This window comes from Pseudobutyrivibrio sp. AR14, assembly GCF_900101325.1.
Classification (GTDB): domain Bacteria; phylum Bacillota; class Clostridia; order Lachnospirales; family Lachnospiraceae; genus Pseudobutyrivibrio.
This window is the reverse complement of sequence record NZ_FMUY01000012.1, coordinates 50,389-69,933: the sequence shown is the minus strand read 5'-3', so window position 1 is coordinate 69,933 and position 19,545 is coordinate 50,389. Positions and strand designations below refer to the sequence as shown.

Here is a 19,545-nt window from a genome sequence, read left to right as displayed (position 1 = left end):
TGTAAAGCTGCTAACACAAATGACTCGCTATCAGCTTAAGCAGGAAGATTTTAGGAATAGAGTGCTCGTCTATTTGCACTAGCAGCATTACAGCAAACCACTATCATACCCGCCAATAAATTGACGGATATGATAGGCAAGTTTCGCAATGTGGCAAGCCACATTGCAACTTGCCAGTGGGCTTCGCCCCCTTGGAACCCCTATCGTAGCACCATAGAAAGGAGGAATCATATGCGTAAACGGAATCATGCAGTTTATATTCGCATGACTACTGATGAGTTTGAAAGGCTTCAAAGTAAAGTGAAACAATCAGGTCTATCAATGCAAGCATACATAATTCATGCTGCCTTAGAAGGCAAAGTATCTACTATTGAAGAAATCAATATTCTTCGTGAGCGTAGCAATCATTTAGAAGATATAGACAGGCAATTACGAGGAATAGGAACCAATGTAAATCAACTGGCTTATGTTGCTAATGGTCAGGGCATAATCCCAGCTGCAATCAAATTAGCGGAGATATCACATGATGTAACAAGCTTTAGAAATGAGGTGAGAAAGAATTGGCAATTAACAAGACAGTCAATTCATCAACAAAGAGTCATGGAGCCATGAGAAACTGTATTGAGTATGTTCTGAAGGAACAGAAGACTATGGATAGACTTGTAGATATGACTGGACCTGCACCAGATGAGATTACATGGGATTCTGTTTATAGAGCATTTATAGACGAGAAAAAGCTATGGGATAAGGATAGTGGACGTATGTATGCACATAATATTATTTCATTTCACAAGGATGAAAAGATTACGCCTTTTCAAGCTTTTGATTTTGCTAAAGAATTTGTTTCCAAATGGTTTACCGGTTTTCAAACTCTCATATCGGTTCATCAGGATAAGGATCATGTACATGTTCATATGGTTACAAATACGGTCAGTTATGTTGACGGTAAGAAGTTGCATACAACTAGAGCAGATTTACAAAAAATGAAGGACCTAACTAATGACATGTGTATGAAACGTGGTTTTCATGTACCCGAAAAGGGAAAGCATTTTGATGGTCAGGTATTTGAACTTGGAACTACTACCACATGGAGCAAAGATAAATATCATCTATTTGAAAATAACAAAGCGAAAAGCTATGTAGTTGATTGTTTATATGCTGTTATGAATGCAAAGCAAAATAGCTTTAGTAAGGCAGACTTTATTAGAGAAATGCTTAAAAGGGATTGGAATACAGTTTGGGAAGATAATAGGAAGAATATTACTTTTATTAACAGCAGAGGACAGAGGGTTAGAGCTTCCAATCTTTCAAAGACATTTTCAATTGATATTAGTAAGGAGAGTTTGATTAGTGAATTTATTGGAAAATCTAGAGATAGAGAACAAAACAGAGATACCTCCATCACAAGAGGAGTTGGAGGCAACTATGGAATGGAACAAACAGCTGCTATCCATCAATCAGAGGCTACAATCGCAATTGGAAAAGCAGACAGAGTATATAAAGACTCTAAGCGACGTAGAGAAAATCTACGAGCAAAACAAGAACATGAAGTCAGAAATACAATCTTTGAAAATAATGTTAGACTCCAGCGTGAAAGAAAAAGAGAAATTGATTTCGACTTGTAATGCAAAGGTAAAGAAGATTACTGAGGTATATGAGGCTGATAATGAGTCTGCAAAAAAGAATAAAAGAAAATATGAAGCATTATTATCACAAGAGGAAGAATTAATTCAAAGCACTATTAATGAAAAAACTGAGGAAATAAAAAGACAATTAGAAGAGCAATCTCAGCTAGAAATTAAAAATAAAAAGAATCTTATGGATAAAAAATATAAATCTATTGAGAATTTGAATGAGTGGGTATTGTTGTTTTGTTTAATATGGAGTGGTGTTCAAGCAATAGTAAATAAATGGATTAGAGCTGATTTAATAGAGATAGCTCTTATAGTAAGAAGGCTCTTGGTAAATAGTTTTAGTTTCATAGTAAAAGCAGGATATAGTGCTGGAAATATCATAAATGTTGGAGAGACTAATAGTAATATTGTCCTGCAAGGAGTGGTTCATGTAATAGTATGGATTGTTTTATTGATTTTAGTTTACGGATTGTCATTATTTGCAATATTAAAGCTTCTAAAGATAGCTATAGAAATTATTGATGATGAAACAGCAAAAACATTAGCAATCGCAAATGTTGTAATGATTGGCTTTGCTACATTGATTAGATATGAACCCAAATATAATCTTCTTGTAGGTTGGTTTTTAATTAAATTAGGCATAATTGGACTGAGACACTTATTTAAAAGAAAATTTCTTTGCAGCTCGTAATTATATCTATCAAATCTGAATAATCAAGGACTTCGCAAGTGCCCCTTTGGGGCATCCTTGACCATCCAGATTAGATAGATATATGTTGAACAAGCAAAGAAAAGGAAAGGAGTATAGATGAAAAGAGAAGAAATACCTGTTTGGAGAAAATATTCTTTAAGCATACAAGAAGCAGCAGCTTATTTCGGTATAGGTGAAAAACGACTAAGAGAATTTATAGCATATGGACAGGATGATGATTGTTTTATAACCATCGGTTCGCATATACGAATTAAACGAGAAAAATTCGCAGAGCGATTAGATGAAATGGCAGTTATATAGCAAAAGTGGGCTTTCTTTAACACTAAGTAATATGTATAATACAAGTATTGTTAAAGAAAGCTCTTCTCATATTTAATTATGGAAGGAGCAATATGGAAAGAAGGCGTGATAATAAAGGAAGAATTCTCCATGACGGAGAAATGCAAATGAAGGACGGTAGATATCGTTTCAAGTATACTTCTTGGGACGGAAAAACTAAGGTAGTCTATAGTTGGAGATTGAATCACAATGACAGAGCACCAGTTGGTAAAAAGCGTACAGAGTCATTGAGAGAAATGGAAAAAAGAATTCAGGCAGATAGCTTTGATCATATAGTAACCAATGGCGGAGAGCTTACGGTTCTTGAGCTTGTTAATAAGTATGTTGCAACCAGAGTAGGCGTTAAATTATCTACTAAGATGGGGTATAGGACTGTTTTGAATTTCCTTGAGAAAGATGAATTTGGTAAAAGACGTATTGACTTGGTAAGAAAATCAGATGCTAAGATATGGCTTATCAAATTACAACAGGAAAAGGGGAAAAGCTATAGCCAGATTCATACTATCAGGGGAATGCTTAGACCTGCATTTAAGCTTGCGGTTGATGATGACTTGATAAGAAAGAATCCTTTTGATTTTGAGTTGGTCAATGTTATCGTAAATGACACAGTCAGAAGAGATGCATTGTACCCTGAGAATGAGCGTAAATTTTTAAAATTTATTAAAGAGGATCGTCATTTTAGTAGATATTACGAAGGTGTTTATATTCTTTTTAATACTGGTATGAGAATATCAGAGTTTTGTGGCTTGACTCTTTCTGATATAGATTTTAAGAAGCATTATATTACCGTAAATCATCAGCTACAGAAGAAGGCACATGTTGGTTATTTCATAGAGACTACTAAAACTGAAAGTGGTAATAGGAAGATTCCTATGACACCAGAGGTGGAAGCTTGTTTTAAGAAAATCATAGAGAATAGAAAACCACCAGAAGTGGAACCAATGGTAGATGGTTATACAGGATTTTTATATTTTGATAAAAATGGAAGCATTATGTATTCATTACATTGGGATCACTATTTTAAGCATATTCGAGAAAAGTACAATAAGATTTATAAAATCCAAATGCCTTTTGTTTCACCGCACATTTGCAGACACACGTATTGTAGTAAGATGGCTAGGTCAGGTATGAATCCTAAGGCGTTGCAGTATTTGATGGGGCACTCAGATATAAGTGTGACACTTAATACATATACTCACATAGGATTTGAGGATGCTCAAAAGGAAATCAGAATGCTAAAAATCGTCTAAAAGCCTTGAAAATACTGAGGTATAAATTTGAAAATTTTATACCCGATTTTATACCTAAAGCCTGAAAAACTATGCCAAAATATGCGAAATTATACCAAGTTATTAATATACCAAAAAGGTTGTAAAGCCCGAAAATAGGGGGATTTTAAGGATGACAAAAATACTATTCGTTTGCCACGGTTCGATTTGTAGATCGCCAATGGCGAAATATGTGTTGCAGGATATGGTTGATAAAAGAGGGATAGCAGGAGATTTTTATATCGATTGTGCCGCTATGACTTATGAGGAAATAGGGAATCCAGTGTATCCACCTGTGAGACAAGTGCTAAATAGCAAGGGGATCAATTGCGATGGCTATGCAGCACGCCACGTCCGCAGGGACGAATATAGAGATTATGATTATATTATTGGAATGGATGCTGAAAATATGAGGGATCTGAACTATGAATTTGGTCCAGACCCAGATGATAAGATATATAGACTTCTCGATTTTTCTGATAGACCAAGAGATATAGATGACCCTTGGTACACAAGAAAGTTTGATAAATGCTACGAGGAAGTAGTGGAAGGATGTCAGGGGCTGCTTAAGAGACTAGGCTACTAAAATGGCCCACTAACCCCGTCCCCCTAGACCACTATTTTCTGTATTATTTCGGCTGCCAGTTGATTTCTCGTGATTGTTGCTTGATTAGGAGAAAAAAGACTGGTGGCTATATTTTTTATATCTGATGGAAATGCGGATATGTCTGAGTCAAAATTAATGCCAATTCCTACAACAATCCACTGGATATCGCCAGTTTCAAATTCGGTTCCAGCTTCAGTGAGAATTCCGCAAATCTTTTTATCATTAATAAATAAATCATTGATAGGCTTTAAGGTAGGTCTAACACCAGCTAGGGCTTCGATAGAGTCGCAGACTGCGGTACCTGTTTGGATAGTTATTTCATCAGGCAAAAGTGTCTTAAGAAACTCTGGGCGAAGAATAATGCTTAAATACAAACCTCCCTTAGGAGAATAGAAGCTGTGATCCTTGCGGCCTCGACCTTCCGTTTGTTCATTGGCAATAACTACAGTGCCGTGGGCGGCGCCTGCAATAGCCATTTCCTTTGCAATCCTATTAGTGGAGTTTGCAACATCGTAAATACGGATTAAATTAGAACCTTTATATTTGGATTTGTAACTACTATTTAGATAGGAAATGATACCTGCTTCAGAGAGAATGTCATTTCCTTCTTTTAGTTTGTAACCCTTGTTGCTGATAGCATCGATTTCGTAACCTGCTTTTCTAAGCTCGTTGATGGCTTTCCATATAGCATTTCTAGAAAGCCCAAGGGAAGAGGCTATAACTTCTCCTGAAATATAGGTCTCCTTATTTGATTCTAATAGTTCTAATACCTTGTCTTTTGATGCCATCATAGCTCCTCATTGTTACTTTAAAGTGTGAAAGTTGACGAAACACCCACATGTATTTTAGAAGTATTTGGGCTATTTTGTCAAAGATATTAAAAAGGTCTTTTTGTCATTGAATTTCGTGCTTTAGTGTATTAAACTGTTAAAAATGGTTTTAATTGGGAAGGACTATAATTATGGCATTCAATGTAGGTGTAATCAGAGGAGATGGAATTGGTCCGGAGATTGTTACTGAGGCAGTTAAGGTACTTGATGCGGTAGGTGCAAAATTTGGACACGAGTTTAAGTATACTGAAATTCTTATGGGCGGCTGCTCAATCGATGCATGTGGAGAGCCTCTTACAGATGAGGCGATCGCCGCAGCAAAAGCAAGCGATGCAGTGCTCATGGGTTCTATTGGTGGAAACACTTCTACAAGTCCTTGGTACAAGTTACCAGCGGACAAACGTCCAGAGGCAGGACTTCTAAAGCTTCGCAAGAGCCTTAATCTATTCGCTAATTTGCGACCAGCATATTTATACAACGAATTAAAAGAAGCATGTCCACTTAGAGACGACATTATCGGAGATGGCTTCGATATGATGATTATGAGAGAGCTTACAGGCGGCCTTTATTTTGGAGAGCGTTCTACAAAAGAAGAAAATGGTCAGCTAGTTGCAAGAGATTCTCTTACTTATTCAGAAAATGAGATTCGCAGAATTGCAAAACGCGGATTTGATATTGCGATGAAGCGTCGCAAAAAAGTTACTTCAGTTGACAAGGCTAACGTACTTGATAGCTCACGTCTCTGGAGAAAAATTGTTGAAGAGGTAGCTAAAGATTATCCAGAGGTTACATACGAGCACATGCTTGTGGACAACTGTGCAATGCAGCTTGTTAAGGATCCACGTCAGTTCGATGTAATTCTTACTGAGAACATGTTTGGAGATATTTTATCAGATGAGGCATCTATGGTTACCGGTTCCATCGGAATGCTTTCATCAGCTTCCCTTAACGATACAAAATTCGGTTTATATGAGCCATCAGGCGGAAGCGCACCAGATATTGCAGGAAAGGGCATTGCTAACCCAATAGCTACAATCCTTTCAGCAGCTATGATGCTTCGCTACAGCTTCGATTTAGATGCAGAGGCTGATGCAGTAGAAAATGCGGTTAAGCAGGTCCTCAAGGATGGCTATCGCACCATCGATATTATGCCTCGCGACGGTAGCACCGTAAAGCAGGTAGGAACTTCTGAGATGGGCGATTTAATCGTAGAGAGACTATAGGTTATTTAGAAAAATCGCTTGTTACGCTCTCAATCCTAAGATATTTCCTCCGTCGACTAACACGTCTCCTGCGGAAACACTTAGAGATTGATAGCTACAAGCTTATGTTGAGAATACTTATTTAAATAAAGCGGCCATACTGGGTGACCCTTTAACGCCTAAACGAGGCGTATTACGAAAGGAGTTAGGAAATGAGAAGTGATAACGCGAGAGCTGGCATGCAGCAGGCACCAGCGAGATCTTTGTTTAATGCTTTGGGATTTACACCAGAAGAAATGAAAAAGCCAATGGTAGGTATCGTATCTTCGTACAATGAGATAGTACCAGGCCATATGAATATTGATAAAATTGTTGATGCAGTAAAGCTTGGAGTAGCTGAGGCAGGCGGTGTGCCTGTAGTATTCCCAGCTATTGCAGTTTGTGATGGTATTGCAATGGGACATATCGGAATGAAATATTCCCTTGTAACTCGTGATTTGATTGCTGATTCAACAGAGTGTATGGCACTTGCTCATCAGTTTGATGCACTTGTTATGGTACCAAACTGTGACAAGAATGTTCCTGGACTTTTGATGGCAGCAGCTCGTCTTGATCTTCCTACAGTATTTGTTTCAGGCGGTCCAATGCTTGCAGGTCATGTAGGTGGTCAGAAACGTTCTCTTTCTTCTATGTTTGAGGCTGTTGGCGCACATGCAGCTGGCAACATGACAGAGGATGAGGTTGAGAACTTCGTTGAAAATGTTTGTCCTACATGTGGTAGCTGCTCAGGTATGTATACAGCTAACTCAATGAACTGCCTTACAGAGGCTCTTGGAATGGGACTTAGAGGTAATGGTACTATCCCTGCTGTTTACTCAGAGAGAATTCGTCTTGCAAAGCATGCAGGTATGGCTGTTATGGATATGTATAACAAGGGTATTACTGCTCGTCAGATTATGACAAAAGAGGCAGTTTTAAATGCTCTTACAGTAGATATGGCACTTGGTTGTTCTACAAACTCAATGCTTCATTTACCAGCTATCGCTCACGAGATTGGTTTTGATTTTGATATTGAGTTTGCTAATCCAATTTCTGAGAAGACACCAAACCTTTGTCACCTCGCTCCAGCAGGTCCTACATACATGGAAGACCTTAATGAGGCCGGCGGTGTATGGGCAGTTATGAAGGAGCTTGCAGATATCGGACTTCTTAATACTGACTGTATGACAGTTACAGGCAAGACAGTTGGTGAGAATATTAAAAATGCTATTAACAGAAATCCAGAGGTTATCAGACCTGTGGACAATCCATACACAAAGACAGGTGGACTTGCAGTACTTAAGGGAAATCTTGCACCAGACGGTTCAGTTGTTAAGCGTAGTGCAGTAGTTCCTGAGATGCTTGTTCATGAGGGTCCAGCTAGAGTATTTGATAGCGAGGAAGATGCAATCGCAGCTATCAAGGGCGGCAAGATTGTTGAGGGTGATGTAGTTGTCATCCGTTATGAGGGACCTAAGGGTGGCCCTGGTATGAGAGAGATGCTTAACCCTACATCAGCTATTGCTGGTATGGGACTTGGTTCATCAGTTGCACTTATTACTGATGGTCGTTTCTCAGGCGCTAGCCGTGGAGCTTCTATCGGTCACGTTTCACCAGAGGCAGCTGTAGGCGGACCAATCGCACTTGTTGAAGAAGGCGATATCATTTCAATTGATATTCCTAACTATACAATGACACTTAAGGTTTCAGACGAAGAGCTTGAAGCACGCCGTGCTAAGTGGCAGCCACGCGAGCCAAAGGTTACAACGGGCTATCTTCGTCGCTACGCAGCGCAGGTTACCTCAGGAAACCGCGGCGCGATTCTTAAGACGCCAGAATTTTAGTACGTCCGTTACGTAGACAAGCCTTAGAGTTTCTCCGCTCAACAACACGTTTCGCTTGAGAAACCTAAGAGCTTGTCTACTACGGACTCATTTAAAACGCGGCTACTCAGCCTAGGCAAGCGCGAGGAGCGAAGTACGAGGGGTGCCCTGCGGGAGCATGAAAAAGAAGGCGCCGCGTTTAGACGGAGTTTAGAGGAGAAAAAGATATGTTACTCAGTGGTTCAGAGATTATAATTGAATGTTTGAAGGAACAGGGCGTTGATACTGTTTTTGGGTATCCAGGCGGCGCGATTCTTAATCTTTATGATGAGCTTTACAAGCATAAGGATGAGATTCACCATGTGCTTACAAGTCATGAGCAGGGTGCCGCACATGCAGCAGATGGATATGCTCGTTCTACTGGAAAGGTAGGTGTGTGCCTTGCAACAAGTGGTCCAGGTGCCACAAATCTTGTTACAGGTATTGCAACAGCACATATGGATTCGGTGCCTATCATTGCTATTACTTGTAATGTAACAGTTCCTTTACTTGGTAAGGATTCTTTCCAGGAGATTGACATTGCTGGTATTACAATGCCTATCACAAAGCATAACTTCATCGTTAAGGATGTTAAGGATTTAGCTGAGACAATTCGCCGAGCATTTGTCATTGCAAAGAGTGGTCGTCCAGGCCCTGTACTTATCGATGTGCCAAAGGATGTTACTGCTCCAAATAATAAATACGAGTACATGCCAATGAAGCCTATCCCAGTAGGTAGGGTTAAAAAGGACATTACAGAGGACAGCTTAAAGCAGGCAATCAAGCTTATTGATAAGGCTAAAAAGCCAGTTATTTTCGTTGGCGGTGGTGCAGTTCTTGCCAATGCTTCCAAGGAATTAAAGAAGTTTGTTGAGCTTGTAGATGCACCAGTTTGCGATACATTGATGGGAAAGGGAGCCTATTCTGGCAAGGAAGATAGATACCTTGGAATGCTTGGTATGCATGGTACTAAGGCATCCAACTTAAGCGTATCTGAGTGTGATTTGCTTATTGCAATCGGTACTAGATTTTCTGATAGAGTTCTCGGCAATCCTTCAAAGTTTGCTAGCAAGGCAAAGATACTTCAGTTTGATGTAGATCCAGCTGAGATTAATAAAAATATAGTAGCTGACCATGCTGTAATTGGTGATGTTAAGGAGATTCTTTCTAGAATCAACAAGCTTCTCACTCAGAAGGAGCATGAGGCATGGATTAAGCATACAGAGGAGCTTAAGGACAAGTACCCACTTACAATTCCTAAGGAAGGCTTGTCTGGTCCATATATTGTATCTGAGGTTTATCGTCAGACAAAGGGTGAGGCAATCATCACTACAGAAGTAGGACAGCATCAGATGTGGGCAGCTCAGTTCTACAATTATAAAAAGCCACATCAGCTTTTGACTTCAGGTGGTCTTGGAACTATGGGATATGGACTTGGAGCCGCAATTGGTGCCAAGACAGGTAATCCAGACAAGACAGTTATTAATATTGCAGGTGATGGCTGCTTCAGAATGAACATGAATGAGATGGCAACAGCGTCTAGAGAAAAGTTGCCTATCATTGAAATAATTGTCAACAACCACGTACTTGGAATGGTTAGACAATGGCAGACACTTTTTTATGACAAGCATTATTCAGCTACTGTACTTGACGACGGAGTTGATTATGTCAAGTTGGCAGAAGCTATGGGTGCAACAGGATATCGCGTAACAACTCAGGAAGAGTTCTCCAGCGCTTTATCGGAGGCTATGCGATCCGAGAAGCCTGTGCTTATTGACTGTATCATCAATAGTGATGAAAAAGTATGGCCAATGGTAGCACCAGGAGCACCAATAAATGAGTTTTTTGAAGAAAAGTAAGGAGATTAGTGTAATGAGTAGAGTTTACAATTTTAGTGCAGGACCAGCAGTATTACCTGAGGAAGTTCTTAGAGAAGCAGCAGATGAGATGCTTGATTACAAGGGCTGTGGCATGTCAGTAATGGAGATGAGCCACCGTTCAAAGGTTTTTGATGAGATTATCAAAGAGGCAGAGGCTGATATCAGAACTCTTATGAACATCCCTGATAACTACAAGGTACTTTTCCTTCAGGGTGGTGCTAGCCAGCAGTTCGCAGCAGTTCCAATGAACCTTATGAAGAACAAGAAGGCAGGCTATATCATCACAGGTCAGTGGGCAAAGAAGGCATTCCAGGAAGCAAAGATGTACGGTGAGGCAGTAGAGCTTGCTTCATCAGCAGATGAGACATTCTCATATATTCCAGATTGTTCAGACCTTCCTATCACTGATGATATGGACTATGTATACATCTGTGAGAACAACACAATTTATGGAACAAAGTTTAAGACACTTCCTAACACAAAGGGTAAGGATTTAGTAGCAGACGTTAGCTCATGCTTCCTTTCAGAGCCAGTAGATGTTAGCAAGTACGGCATCATCTATGGTGGTGTTCAGAAGAACGTAGGACCTGCAGGTATGGTTATCGTAATCATCCGTGAGGACCTTATCCGTGATGATGTTCTTCCAGGCACACCAACAATGCTTAAGTATAAGACACAGGCAGACAATGACAGCCTTTACAATACACCACCATGCTATGATATTTATATCTGCGGTAAGGTGTTCAAGTGGCTCCTTAAGAATGGCGGTCTTTCAGCAATGAAGGAACTCAACGAGAAGAAGGCAGCTATCCTTTATGATTACCTTGATTCATCAAAGCTTTTCAAGGGTACTGTTAGAAAAGAAGATCGTTCACTTATGAACGTACCATTTGTTACAGGTAACGAAGAGCTTGATGCTAAGTTTGTTAAGGAAGCTACTGCAGCAGGATTTGTTAACCTTAAGGGTCACAGAACTGTTGGTGGTATGAGAGCTTCTATCTACAATGCTATGCCAATCGAAGGCGTAGAGAAGCTTGTTGAATTCATGCGTGAATTCGAAAAAGCTAATGCATAATGTCAAATAAATGAGCCTGTAGCTAACAAGCTATTAATTCTCTGGATGAGGCATTTCAGTCGAATGAAGAGACTTAATGCTTGTGAGTGTAACAGGCGGACTAAGTTTAATAAGGAGAGAAAAATGTTTACTTACAATTGCTTAAATCCAATTTCAGACAAGGGATTAGTTAACTTCTCTACAGACTTCAAGAAGGTTGAGACAATCGGTGAGGCTGACGCATGCTTAGTTCGTTCAGCTGCTATGCACGATCTTGAGCTTGGCGACAAGCTTAAATGTATCGCACGTGCTGGTGCCGGTGTTAACAATATTCCTCTTGAGAAATGTGCAGAGGATGGTATCGTAGTTTTCAATACACCAGGTGCTAATGCAAACGGTGTTAAGGAGCTTGTTTTTGCAGGAATGCTTTTAGCTTCTCGTGATATCGTTGGCGGTATTGACTGGGTAAAGGAAAATGTTGCTGATGAGAACATTGCAAAGACAGCAGAAAAGGCTAAGAAAGCTTTCGCTGGTACTGAAATTGCCGGCAAGAAGCTTGGTGTTATCGGTCTTGGAGCTATTGGTGTTAAGGTAGCTAACGACGCAACACATCTTGGCATGGAAGTTATGGGTTATGACCCATACATTTCTGTTAACGCTGCTTGGAACCTTTCTAGAAATGTTAAGCACGTTACAAATGTAGAGGATATCTACAGAGAGTGTGATTTCATTACAGTTCATGTACCACTTGTTGATTCAACAAAGGGTATGATTAATAAAGAGGCTGTTCAGATGATGAAGAAGGGCGTAGTTATTCTTAACTTTGCTCGTGATCTTCTTGTTGATGAGCCTGCAGTATTAAATGGTATCGAGTCTGGTAAGGTTCGTCACTATGTTACAGACTTTGCTAATCCTACTACAGCAGGTAAGCCTGGTGTTATCTGTACACCACACCTTGGCGCTTCTACAGAAGAGGCTGAGGACAACTGTGCAATTATGGCAGTTAAGGAAGTTATGGATTATATGGAAAATGGTAACATTTGCCATTCTGTAAATTACCCTGACTGTGATATGGGAATTTGTACAACAGAGTCACGTGTGGCTATTCTTCATAAGAATAAGGCTGGTCTTATCGCTTCATTTACAACAATTCTTGGTAATGAGAATGTAAACGTTGAGGATATGACTAACAAGAGTCGTGGCGACTATGCATATACATTACTTGATCTTGCTGCAAAGCCAGCAGAGACTGTAATTAACGAAATTGAGAAGGTTGACGGAGTTATTAAAGTAAGGGTGGTAAAATAATAATGGCAAGGATCGTACCATTTAAAGCAATACGACCATCTAAGGAAGAGGCTGCTGTAATAGCAGCCCTTCCTTATGATGTTTATAGCAGAAAAGAAGCTTATGAGAAGGTAAAAGAACAGCCAAATTCATTTTTGGCAATTGATAGACCCGAGACACAGTTTGCAGAAGACGTAGACATGTACTCTGATGAGGTCTATGAAAAGGCAGCATCAATGCTTAAAGAGTGGACAGATGCTGGAAGATTTATTCAGGAGGATAAGGCATATTATTATGTGTATGAGCTCACGATGGACGGTCGTTCACAGACTGGTATTGTAGCTTGTGCATCTATTGATGACTATGCTAATTCAGTTATTAAAAAGCATGAGAATACCAGAGCTGAAAAGGAGCAGGATAGAATCCGTCATGTGGATACCTGCAGTGCTCAGACAGGTCCTATTTTTCTTGCATACAGAGCAGAGCCTACTATATCAGGAGTTGTTCAAAAGGCAAAAAGCAGAATTCCTGTATATGATTTTACAGCTGAGGATGGAATTACTCATCGTTGTTGGATAATCAAAGACATGATGGATATGGCTCTTATTGCAACTGCATTTGAAAAGATGAGCTCTATCTACATTGCTGATGGACATCACAGAGCTGCCAGCGCAGTAAAGGTTGGATTTAAGCGCAGAGAAGAAAATCCTGGATACACAGGCAAGGAAGATTTTAATTATTTCCTTTCAGTTCTTTTCCCTGATGAGGAGCTTAAAATATACGACTACAATCGAGTTGTAAAGGATTTAAATGGACTTGCTCCAGAAGAACTATTAGAGGAGCTTGATAGCATTGTTGATATTGTAAAGACTGACAGTAAGCCTATTAGACCAGAGGCGAAAGGTCAGTGGAGTATGCTTTTAGATGGTACCTGGTATTTATGTCAGGTGAAGAAAGAACATCTTGTTACAGATCCTGTTGAGGGACTTGATGTTTCATTACTTCAAAATCTAGTGCTTCAGCCATTACTTGGAATTGAGGATCCAAAGACAGACAATCGCATAGATTTTGTCGGAGGTATTCGTGGATTAGAAGAGCTAGAGAGAAGATGCGCAGAGGATTGTAAAATTGCATTTGCAATGTATCCAACAAGCATCGAAGAATTATTTGATGTGGCAGATGCAGGACTTCTGATGCCACCAAAATCTACTTGGTTTGAGCCAAAGCTTAGAAGCGGTTTATTTATTCACAAGATTTAATAGGAGTAGGAAATGCCAGTATTTGATTTTGCTCAGGAAGAAAAAGATAACGCAAAGGCGGTAAAGACTTATGTGACATTTAAGTCAGATGAGCCTGATGCTACAGTTGAGCGTCCGATTTTAGTCCTTCAAAAAAAGGAGGAGATGGCTCATCATATTTGCGGAACATTTACCAATCCAATTACAAGGACTAGTTTTGAAATCAACACTGAAAATGGAGTGGTTTCTTCAGATATTTTAAGAGTGGATTTGCGTTTTGTAAGTCTTCTTGGATGGCTTGGAGAAAATCATATACCGGTTAGACTATCTGGTGCAATCACAGATGAGGGCTATGCTGTATACAAGATTAGAGAGACAGGCATCGGTAATGGCAAGCTTTCATCTGATGATGGCTTCCTTCAGTTTATGCTTGAGAGATTATTTGCCAGCAATGCTCCTTCAGAGGAAGAGACTGACGAGGACGAGGTTGAAGATGGCGATGATATGAAGCTTACAAGCATTCAGTCCATCACAGACTTTATTACTTGTGCCGGCAGAACATTCCCAGATAATATTAGACTTTGGGCTAGAAGAAACTTAGCAGTTGCTAAGTCCGCTGAAGTTACAATAGAAGAGCGCCGTCATGCACAGCGAGCACTTTCCATTATGACAAGCATTCAGTGGAAGAGTGATTATTTCGAGGCAATTGACCCAGTGGAGGCTAGACGTATTTTGGATGAGGAGCTTTATGGACTTGAGTCTGTGAAGCAGCGTATTATGGAGACTGTAATTCAGGTCAATCGTACTCACACACTTCCAAGCTACGGCTTACTTCTTTGCGGCCCTGCAGGTGTTGGTAAATCTCAAATCGCATATGCGGTAGCACGTATTTTAAAGCTTCCATGGACTACACTTGATATGAGTTCAATCAATGACCCTGAGCAGCTTACAGGAAGCTCAAGAATTTATTCTAATGCAAAGCCTGGTATTATTATGGAAGCATTTTCAAATGCTAGTACCAGCAATCTTGTATTTATTATCAATGAGCTTGATAAGGCAAATTCTGGAAAGGGCAATGGCAATCCAGCAGATGTACTTTTGACATTGCTTGATAATTTAGGATTTACTGATAACTATATGGAATGCATGATTCCTACAATGGGCGTATATCCAATTGCCACAGCAAATGTAAAGGCAGATATTTCTGCACCACTTATGTCTAGATTTGCTGTAATTGATATTCCTGATTATACTGTTGAGGAGAAAAAAGAAATCTTTAAGAGATTTTCACTTCCAAAGGTATTAAAGAGAATGGGAATGTCACCAGAGGAATGTCAGGTTACTGAGGACGGACTTGATGCAGTGATGGAGAAGTTCGTTATTTCTACTGGTATAAGAAATGTTGAACAGGCAGCTGAGCATCTTGCTGCTAATGCCCTCTATCAAATCGAGGTGGACAAGGTAAAAAATGTTGTATTTGATAGAGAAATGGTTAATAAAATTTCTTAATTTGGGTTTACAAAGAGTTGTTTTATGTGTTAAATTTTTTATGTAAATTCAAACAATTTAATTTAGCAAATATGAAAGGAGAGTAGCTATGGATAAATCGGACAGTCACGGGCGATTATTTAGCGACGAGGCATTAGATGCGCATAAGAATATAGCTGCTCTTTACAAATAATAGAGTAGTTTCATTTATATGGGTAGATTTTGTCATCGTCTAATGGTAATCCAAAAAGTCGGTGACTTTTTTTATGCATTAGTTCATGTGAAACTATGGAAAACAAAGAATTATTAGAGAACACAATTACTGGGGAGATTATTGACTTACTTCGCTCTAATATCAGTGCTGATGAGCTAATCGAAGCTCTGGACGATTATCATGAGAATGATATTGCCGAGGCATACGAGGCTCTAGATAAAGAGGACCGTCAGAGATTATTCGGTATCTTAGGTGCTGAGCGACTTTCAGAAATTTTCCCTTACATTGAGGATGTAGGTGAGATTCTTGCAGAAATCACACCAGAACAGGCTGCAGACGTCCTCGAAAACATGGATGCCGACGATGCGGTTGATGCTCTTGAAGATATCGAGGATGAGGAGCAGAGAGAACAGCTCATTTCCTTGATGGACAAGGAGGCATCGGCAGATGTCCGCTTGATTAATTCCTACGACGAGGATGAGATTGGTAGCATGATGACTACAAATTTCATCGTTGTTGGCAAGAATTTTTCAGTTAAGCAGGCTATGCGTTCTTTGATTTCTCAGTCAAAGGACAATGACAATATCAACACTATTTATGTTGAGGATGAGGATAAGAAATATTACGGAGCAATCGAGCTTAGAGATTTGATTTTAGCTCGTGATTATACTCCACTTGATGATATTATTTCCCATAGTTATCCAAGCGTTAAGGCAGATGCTTTGATTTCTGACACAATCGAAGATTTGAAGGATTACGCTGAGGATTCTATCCCAGTACTTAATCCTGCAGACGAGATTATCGGTGTTATCACATCTCAGGATATCATCGAGGCGGTAGATGATGAGATGGGTGAAGACTACGCTAAGTTGGCTGGTTTGACTGCTGAAGAGGATTTGAACGAGAGACTTGGTGAGAGTATTAAAAAGCGTATACCTTGGCTTTTACTGTTGCTTGGACTAGGACTTGTCACAAGCTCAGTTATCGGTATTTTTGACAAGGTAGTAGCATCAGTTGCGATTGTTGTAGTATTTCAGTCATTGATTCTTGATATGGCAGGAAATGTTGGAACACAGTCATTGGCTGTTACTATTCGAGTTCTTATGGATGAGGAAATTTCAGGACTTGAGAAGGCTAAGTTTGTCCTAAAGGAGATGCGTGTAGGTGGAACTAATGGATTGATTCTCGGTACACTTGCACTTGTGTTTATTGCACTTTATCTTCACAGCTTAAAGGGACTGGCTTGGGCTGCAGCATTTAGAGTTTCTGGTATTGTTGGATTCTCTCTATTTGTAGCGATGATTGTATCTAGTTTTATCGGAACAATTATTCCAATTTTCTTTCATAAGATTAAGGTGGATCCAGCTGTTGCTTCAGGTCCACTTATCACAACTGTTAATGATTTAGTTGCTGTTGTAACATACTACGGTTTGGCTGGTTTGTTACTTGTAGGACATATCTAGTATATGCGGGGGAGTTCATTATGAAGGTGCTAAATTTTGGTTCTTTAAACATGGATTACAGCTATCAGGTAGACCATATTGTCAGAGAAGGAGAGACTATTTCTTCTAGGGATTTGAAAATCAATCTAGGAGGAAAGGGATTCAATCAATCTGTGGCATTGGCTAGAGCTGGAGTGCCAGTTTATCATGCAGGCCTTGTAGGCGAAGAGGGACTGGATTTTTATGATGCCTGTCAGGATTGTGGAATCAAAACAGACTACATGCGTACCGTTACCGGCAGATGTGGTCATACAATTATTCAGGTAGATAATGAAGGTCAAAACAGCATCGTTCTTTATGGCGGTGCCAACCAAAAGAACACCAAGGAATTCGTTGATGAAGTCCTTAGCAATTTTTCTACTGGGGATATTATTCTTCTGCAAAATGAAATTAATGAACTTCCATATATAATAGATCAGGCATTTGCCAAGGGCATGACCATTGTACTCAATCCTTCTCCAATGGATGACAGGATAAATGAATGTGATTTGGGCAAGGTTTCCATTTTCGTATTAAATGAAAATGAGGGAACTCAGCTTACAGGCAAGACTACTCCGGCCACAATCGTGGCGGCAATGGAAGCTAGCTTTTCAAATGCTAAGATTTTGCTTACCCTAGGAAAGGATGGAGCTATTTACCACCATGGTGATGAGGAGCTCTATCAGGGAGCATTTGAGGTGGACACAGTTGATACCACAGCTGCTGGCGATACATTTACAGGCTATTTTATTTCTGGGCTGATTAAGAAAATGCCTACTAGAGTTAATCTGATTCTTGCCAGCAAAGCCGCTGCTCTTGCGGTGACGAAACCTGGTGCAGCACAGTCGATTCCATTTATGTCAGAGGTGGAAATCTTTTCAATTGAATAGTTTAAAAAGCATATAAAAGGCGCCACATGTTGATATTGAAACACATATCAATATGTGGTGCTTCTTTTCACAGATAAATCATAAAAAACAACAAAATCTTGTGGCGAAGAAGAGCAAAGTAGGGTAAAATTAAATTATCAGAAAAGTTATCTACAAACTGTAGCGCTGACTGATAATTTAATATGCAAGGAGCGTGACCCCTTATGAAGAAAAACTACGTACTCGACACTAACATTTTGATTCATTGCCCTTCGGCCTTGTTTGGTTTTGATGATAATAATGTCATCATTACCACCACTACTTTGCAGGAGCTTGACTCTATGAAGACGGCTTATGCTGAGGTGGGTTATGGCGCGCGAGAGTCAATCCGAAACATCGAATCTATAGAAGGGGATTACGCCAACGGTGTGACTATGCCAAATGGCGGCACCTTCAAAATTGCAAAGGAATCTGAATTTGAGAAGCTGGTTCCAGCGGAATTCACCTTAGAAAGACCTGACAACAGAATAATTAATGGTGTGCTTGCTATTGCAAAGCAAAGCGACCTTGAAACAATACTTGTAACTAATGATATTTCAATGAGAATCAATGCTACTATGTGTGGTTGCGTTGTACAAGGTTATCACAATGAAATGATTGTTGATAACGAGAACTACACAGGACGTAGGGATATTACGCCAGAGGATATCGAGAGTCCATTTAACAAGGGATTTATCGAGAATGAATTTGGTATTTGCAAGGACGGAAGCAATTCGGCTCTCTATACTTTCAAGGAAGACGGATGGCATCTATTAAAGGATAGAGATTACTACACACCATATTGTCAGCCTAGAAATGTGGGACAGAGATTTGCTTTATATGCACTGCTTGCCAGTCCAGATGAAATCCCTCTTGTTATTCTAAAAGGTAGTGCTGGTACTGCAAAGACATTCCTTTCACTGGCAGCTGGCCTTCAGGGATATTATCACAATGGTTACGACAGAATTATGATTACAAGAAGTAACACTCTTTCAGATAATGATTTGGGATTTTTACCTGGAGATTTGGAAGAAAAAATGACACCTCTTATTGCTCCATTCATGGATAACCTGCAGGTACTTTTGAAGGGCCAGAATGAAGAGAAGGAGCAGATTAAGATTCAAATTGAGGATATGTTTGAGACAGGTATTCTGGAGATTTGCTCTCTTGCATACATGAGAGGTCGTTCTCTTGTTAACTCATACATAGTTGTAGATGAAGCTCAAAACTGTACTATCGGACAGATACTTGAGATTATTACTAGAGCAGGAAAGGGCTCAAAAGTTGTATTGCTTGGAGATCCAGACCAGATTGATTCTCCTAAGCTGGATAGAAAAAATAATGGTTTATCCTTTGCAGCAGAGAGAATGAAAGGCTCTAAGTTATGTGCTCAGATTACTTTTGATGAGAGCGAAACAGTACGAAGTGCTCTTGCAGCCGAAGGTGCTAAGAGATTAGTTATCAAATAACTTTGTGGTATTATAAATCCTCCTTTTGGGGAC

17 protein-coding genes are annotated in these 19,545 nt (G+C 39.7%); 16 read left to right on the top strand and 1 reads right to left on the bottom strand.

Annotated elements, in window-relative coordinates; genetic code table 11:
* Window positions 1-231: 231 nt before the first annotated feature.
* The 6 genes from BLP50_RS10945 (at window position 232) to BLP50_RS10920 (ending at window position 4,539) form a co-directional block, all read left to right on the top strand.
* Complete coding sequence (locus BLP50_RS10945; RefSeq protein WP_176753763.1) at window positions 232-612, top strand: plasmid mobilization protein; 381 nt, start codon at window positions 232-234, stop codon at window positions 610-612.
* Window positions 561-1,625, top strand: coding sequence for a relaxase/mobilization nuclease domain-containing protein (locus tag BLP50_RS10940; protein ID WP_242869261.1), 1,065 nt, complete (start codon window positions 561-563; stop codon window positions 1,623-1,625). Before BLP50_RS10945 ends, BLP50_RS10940 begins: the two co-directional genes overlap by 52 nt.
* A complete protein-coding gene (locus BLP50_RS10935) occupies window positions 1,591-2,325 on the top strand; it encodes a DUF6040 family protein (protein WP_176753762.1) in 735 nt (244 codons plus the stop codon). Before BLP50_RS10940 ends, BLP50_RS10935 begins: the two co-directional genes overlap by 35 nt.
* A gap of 117 nt (window positions 2,326-2,442) precedes the next feature.
* Window positions 2,443-2,646, top strand: coding sequence for an excisionase (locus BLP50_RS10930; RefSeq protein WP_033153017.1), 204 nt, complete (start codon window positions 2,443-2,445; stop codon window positions 2,644-2,646).
* Between the two features lie 92 nt (window positions 2,647-2,738).
* Window positions 2,739-3,935 (top strand): site-specific integrase, encoded by a 1,197-nt coding sequence (locus tag BLP50_RS10925; RefSeq protein ID WP_090154651.1) that lies wholly within the window; start codon window positions 2,739-2,741, stop codon window positions 3,933-3,935.
* 151 nt (window positions 3,936-4,086) lie between these two features.
* On the top strand, window positions 4,087-4,539 hold the full coding sequence (locus tag BLP50_RS10920; RefSeq protein WP_090154649.1) for a low molecular weight protein-tyrosine-phosphatase: 453 nt from the start codon (window positions 4,087-4,089) through the stop codon (window positions 4,537-4,539).
* A 23-nt stretch (window positions 4,540-4,562) separates the two neighbouring features.
* Here the strand turns inward: BLP50_RS10920 and BLP50_RS10915 are convergent, their stop codons facing one another.
* Window positions 4,563-5,351, bottom strand: a complete 789-nt coding sequence (locus BLP50_RS10915; protein ID WP_242869260.1) for a biotin--[acetyl-CoA-carboxylase] ligase — start codon at window positions 5,349-5,351, stop codon at window positions 4,563-4,565.
* A 170-nt stretch (window positions 5,352-5,521) separates the two neighbouring features.
* On the opposite strand from BLP50_RS10915, the gene leuB reads away from it, so the two are divergent.
* The 10 genes from leuB to BLP50_RS10865 all read left to right on the top strand — a co-directional run bounded on the left by leuB (window position 5,522) and on the right by BLP50_RS10865 (window position 19,512).
* Window positions 5,522-6,613 carry a 3-isopropylmalate dehydrogenase gene (gene leuB / locus BLP50_RS10910; RefSeq protein WP_090154645.1) on the top strand — a complete coding sequence of 364 codons (1,092 nt, stop codon included), beginning with the start codon at window positions 5,522-5,524 and terminating at the stop codon, window positions 6,611-6,613.
* 191 nt (window positions 6,614-6,804) lie between these two features.
* Window positions 6,805-8,475: a dihydroxy-acid dehydratase gene (ilvD, locus tag BLP50_RS10905; protein WP_090154644.1), complete on the top strand. Its 1,671-nt coding sequence runs from the start codon at window positions 6,805-6,807 to the stop codon at window positions 8,473-8,475.
* Window positions 8,476-8,681: 206 nt separating this feature from the next.
* Window positions 8,682-10,352, top strand: a complete 1,671-nt coding sequence (gene ilvB / locus BLP50_RS10900; RefSeq protein ID WP_090154642.1) for a biosynthetic-type acetolactate synthase large subunit — start codon at window positions 8,682-8,684, stop codon at window positions 10,350-10,352.
* A gap of 13 nt (window positions 10,353-10,365) precedes the next feature.
* Window positions 10,366-11,448 carry a 3-phosphoserine/phosphohydroxythreonine transaminase gene (gene serC, locus BLP50_RS10895; RefSeq protein ID WP_090154709.1) on the top strand — a complete coding sequence of 361 codons (1,083 nt, stop codon included), beginning with the start codon at window positions 10,366-10,368 and terminating at the stop codon, window positions 11,446-11,448.
* 123 nt (window positions 11,449-11,571) lie between these two features.
* The gene (locus BLP50_RS10890) at window positions 11,572-12,735 is read left to right on the top strand and encodes a phosphoglycerate dehydrogenase (protein WP_090154640.1); all 1,164 of its coding nucleotides are present in this window, start codon (window positions 11,572-11,574) and stop codon (window positions 12,733-12,735) included.
* Between the two features lie 2 nt (window positions 12,736-12,737).
* Window positions 12,738-13,973, top strand: a complete 1,236-nt coding sequence (locus tag BLP50_RS10885; RefSeq protein ID WP_090154638.1) for a DUF1015 domain-containing protein — start codon at window positions 12,738-12,740, stop codon at window positions 13,971-13,973.
* Window positions 13,974-13,985: 12 nt separating this feature from the next.
* On the top strand, window positions 13,986-15,461 hold the full coding sequence (locus BLP50_RS10880; protein ID WP_090154636.1) for an AAA family ATPase: 1,476 nt from the start codon (window positions 13,986-13,988) through the stop codon (window positions 15,459-15,461).
* 267 nt (window positions 15,462-15,728) lie between these two features.
* Window positions 15,729-17,117, top strand: a complete 1,389-nt coding sequence (gene mgtE / locus BLP50_RS10875; protein WP_090154634.1) for a magnesium transporter — start codon at window positions 15,729-15,731, stop codon at window positions 17,115-17,117.
* Window positions 17,118-17,137: 20 nt separating this feature from the next.
* Window positions 17,138-18,025, top strand: coding sequence for a ribokinase (locus tag BLP50_RS10870; protein WP_090154632.1), 888 nt, complete (start codon window positions 17,138-17,140; stop codon window positions 18,023-18,025).
* 203 nt (window positions 18,026-18,228) lie between these two features.
* Entirely contained in the window at window positions 18,229-19,512 is a 1,284-nt protein-coding gene (locus tag BLP50_RS10865; protein ID WP_090154630.1) for a PhoH family protein, read from the top strand.
* Window positions 19,513-19,545 lie beyond the last annotated feature (33 nt).

What these genes read in the sequence shown, in the direction of transcription:
- BLP50_RS10945 (WP_176753763.1), top strand. Translation starts at nt 232, where the DNA reads ATGCGTAAACGGAATCATGCAGTTTATATTCGCATGACTACTGATGAG.
- BLP50_RS10930 (WP_033153017.1), top strand. Translation starts at nt 2,443, where the DNA reads ATGAAAAGAGAAGAAATACCTGTTTGGAGAAAATATTCTTTAAGCATA.
- BLP50_RS10925 (WP_090154651.1), top strand. Translation starts at nt 2,739, where the DNA reads ATGGAAAGAAGGCGTGATAATAAAGGAAGAATTCTCCATGACGGAGAA.
- BLP50_RS10920 (WP_090154649.1), top strand. Translation starts at nt 4,087, where the DNA reads ATGACAAAAATACTATTCGTTTGCCACGGTTCGATTTGTAGATCGCCA.
- BLP50_RS10915 (WP_242869260.1), bottom strand. Translation starts at nt 5,351, where the DNA reads ATGATGGCATCAAAAGACAAGGTATTAGAACTATTAGAATCAAATAAG.
- leuB (WP_090154645.1), top strand. Translation starts at nt 5,522, where the DNA reads ATGGCATTCAATGTAGGTGTAATCAGAGGAGATGGAATTGGTCCGGAG.
- ilvD (WP_090154644.1), top strand. Translation starts at nt 6,805, where the DNA reads ATGAGAAGTGATAACGCGAGAGCTGGCATGCAGCAGGCACCAGCGAGA.
- ilvB (WP_090154642.1), top strand. Translation starts at nt 8,682, where the DNA reads ATGTTACTCAGTGGTTCAGAGATTATAATTGAATGTTTGAAGGAACAG.
- serC (WP_090154709.1), top strand. Translation starts at nt 10,366, where the DNA reads ATGAGTAGAGTTTACAATTTTAGTGCAGGACCAGCAGTATTACCTGAG.
- BLP50_RS10890 (WP_090154640.1), top strand. Translation starts at nt 11,572, where the DNA reads ATGTTTACTTACAATTGCTTAAATCCAATTTCAGACAAGGGATTAGTT.
- BLP50_RS10885 (WP_090154638.1), top strand. Translation starts at nt 12,738, where the DNA reads ATGGCAAGGATCGTACCATTTAAAGCAATACGACCATCTAAGGAAGAG.
- BLP50_RS10880 (WP_090154636.1), top strand. Translation starts at nt 13,986, where the DNA reads ATGCCAGTATTTGATTTTGCTCAGGAAGAAAAAGATAACGCAAAGGCG.
- mgtE (WP_090154634.1), top strand. Translation starts at nt 15,729, where the DNA reads ATGGAAAACAAAGAATTATTAGAGAACACAATTACTGGGGAGATTATT.
- BLP50_RS10870 (WP_090154632.1), top strand. Translation starts at nt 17,138, where the DNA reads ATGAAGGTGCTAAATTTTGGTTCTTTAAACATGGATTACAGCTATCAG.
- BLP50_RS10865 (WP_090154630.1), top strand. Translation starts at nt 18,229, where the DNA reads ATGAAGAAAAACTACGTACTCGACACTAACATTTTGATTCATTGCCCT.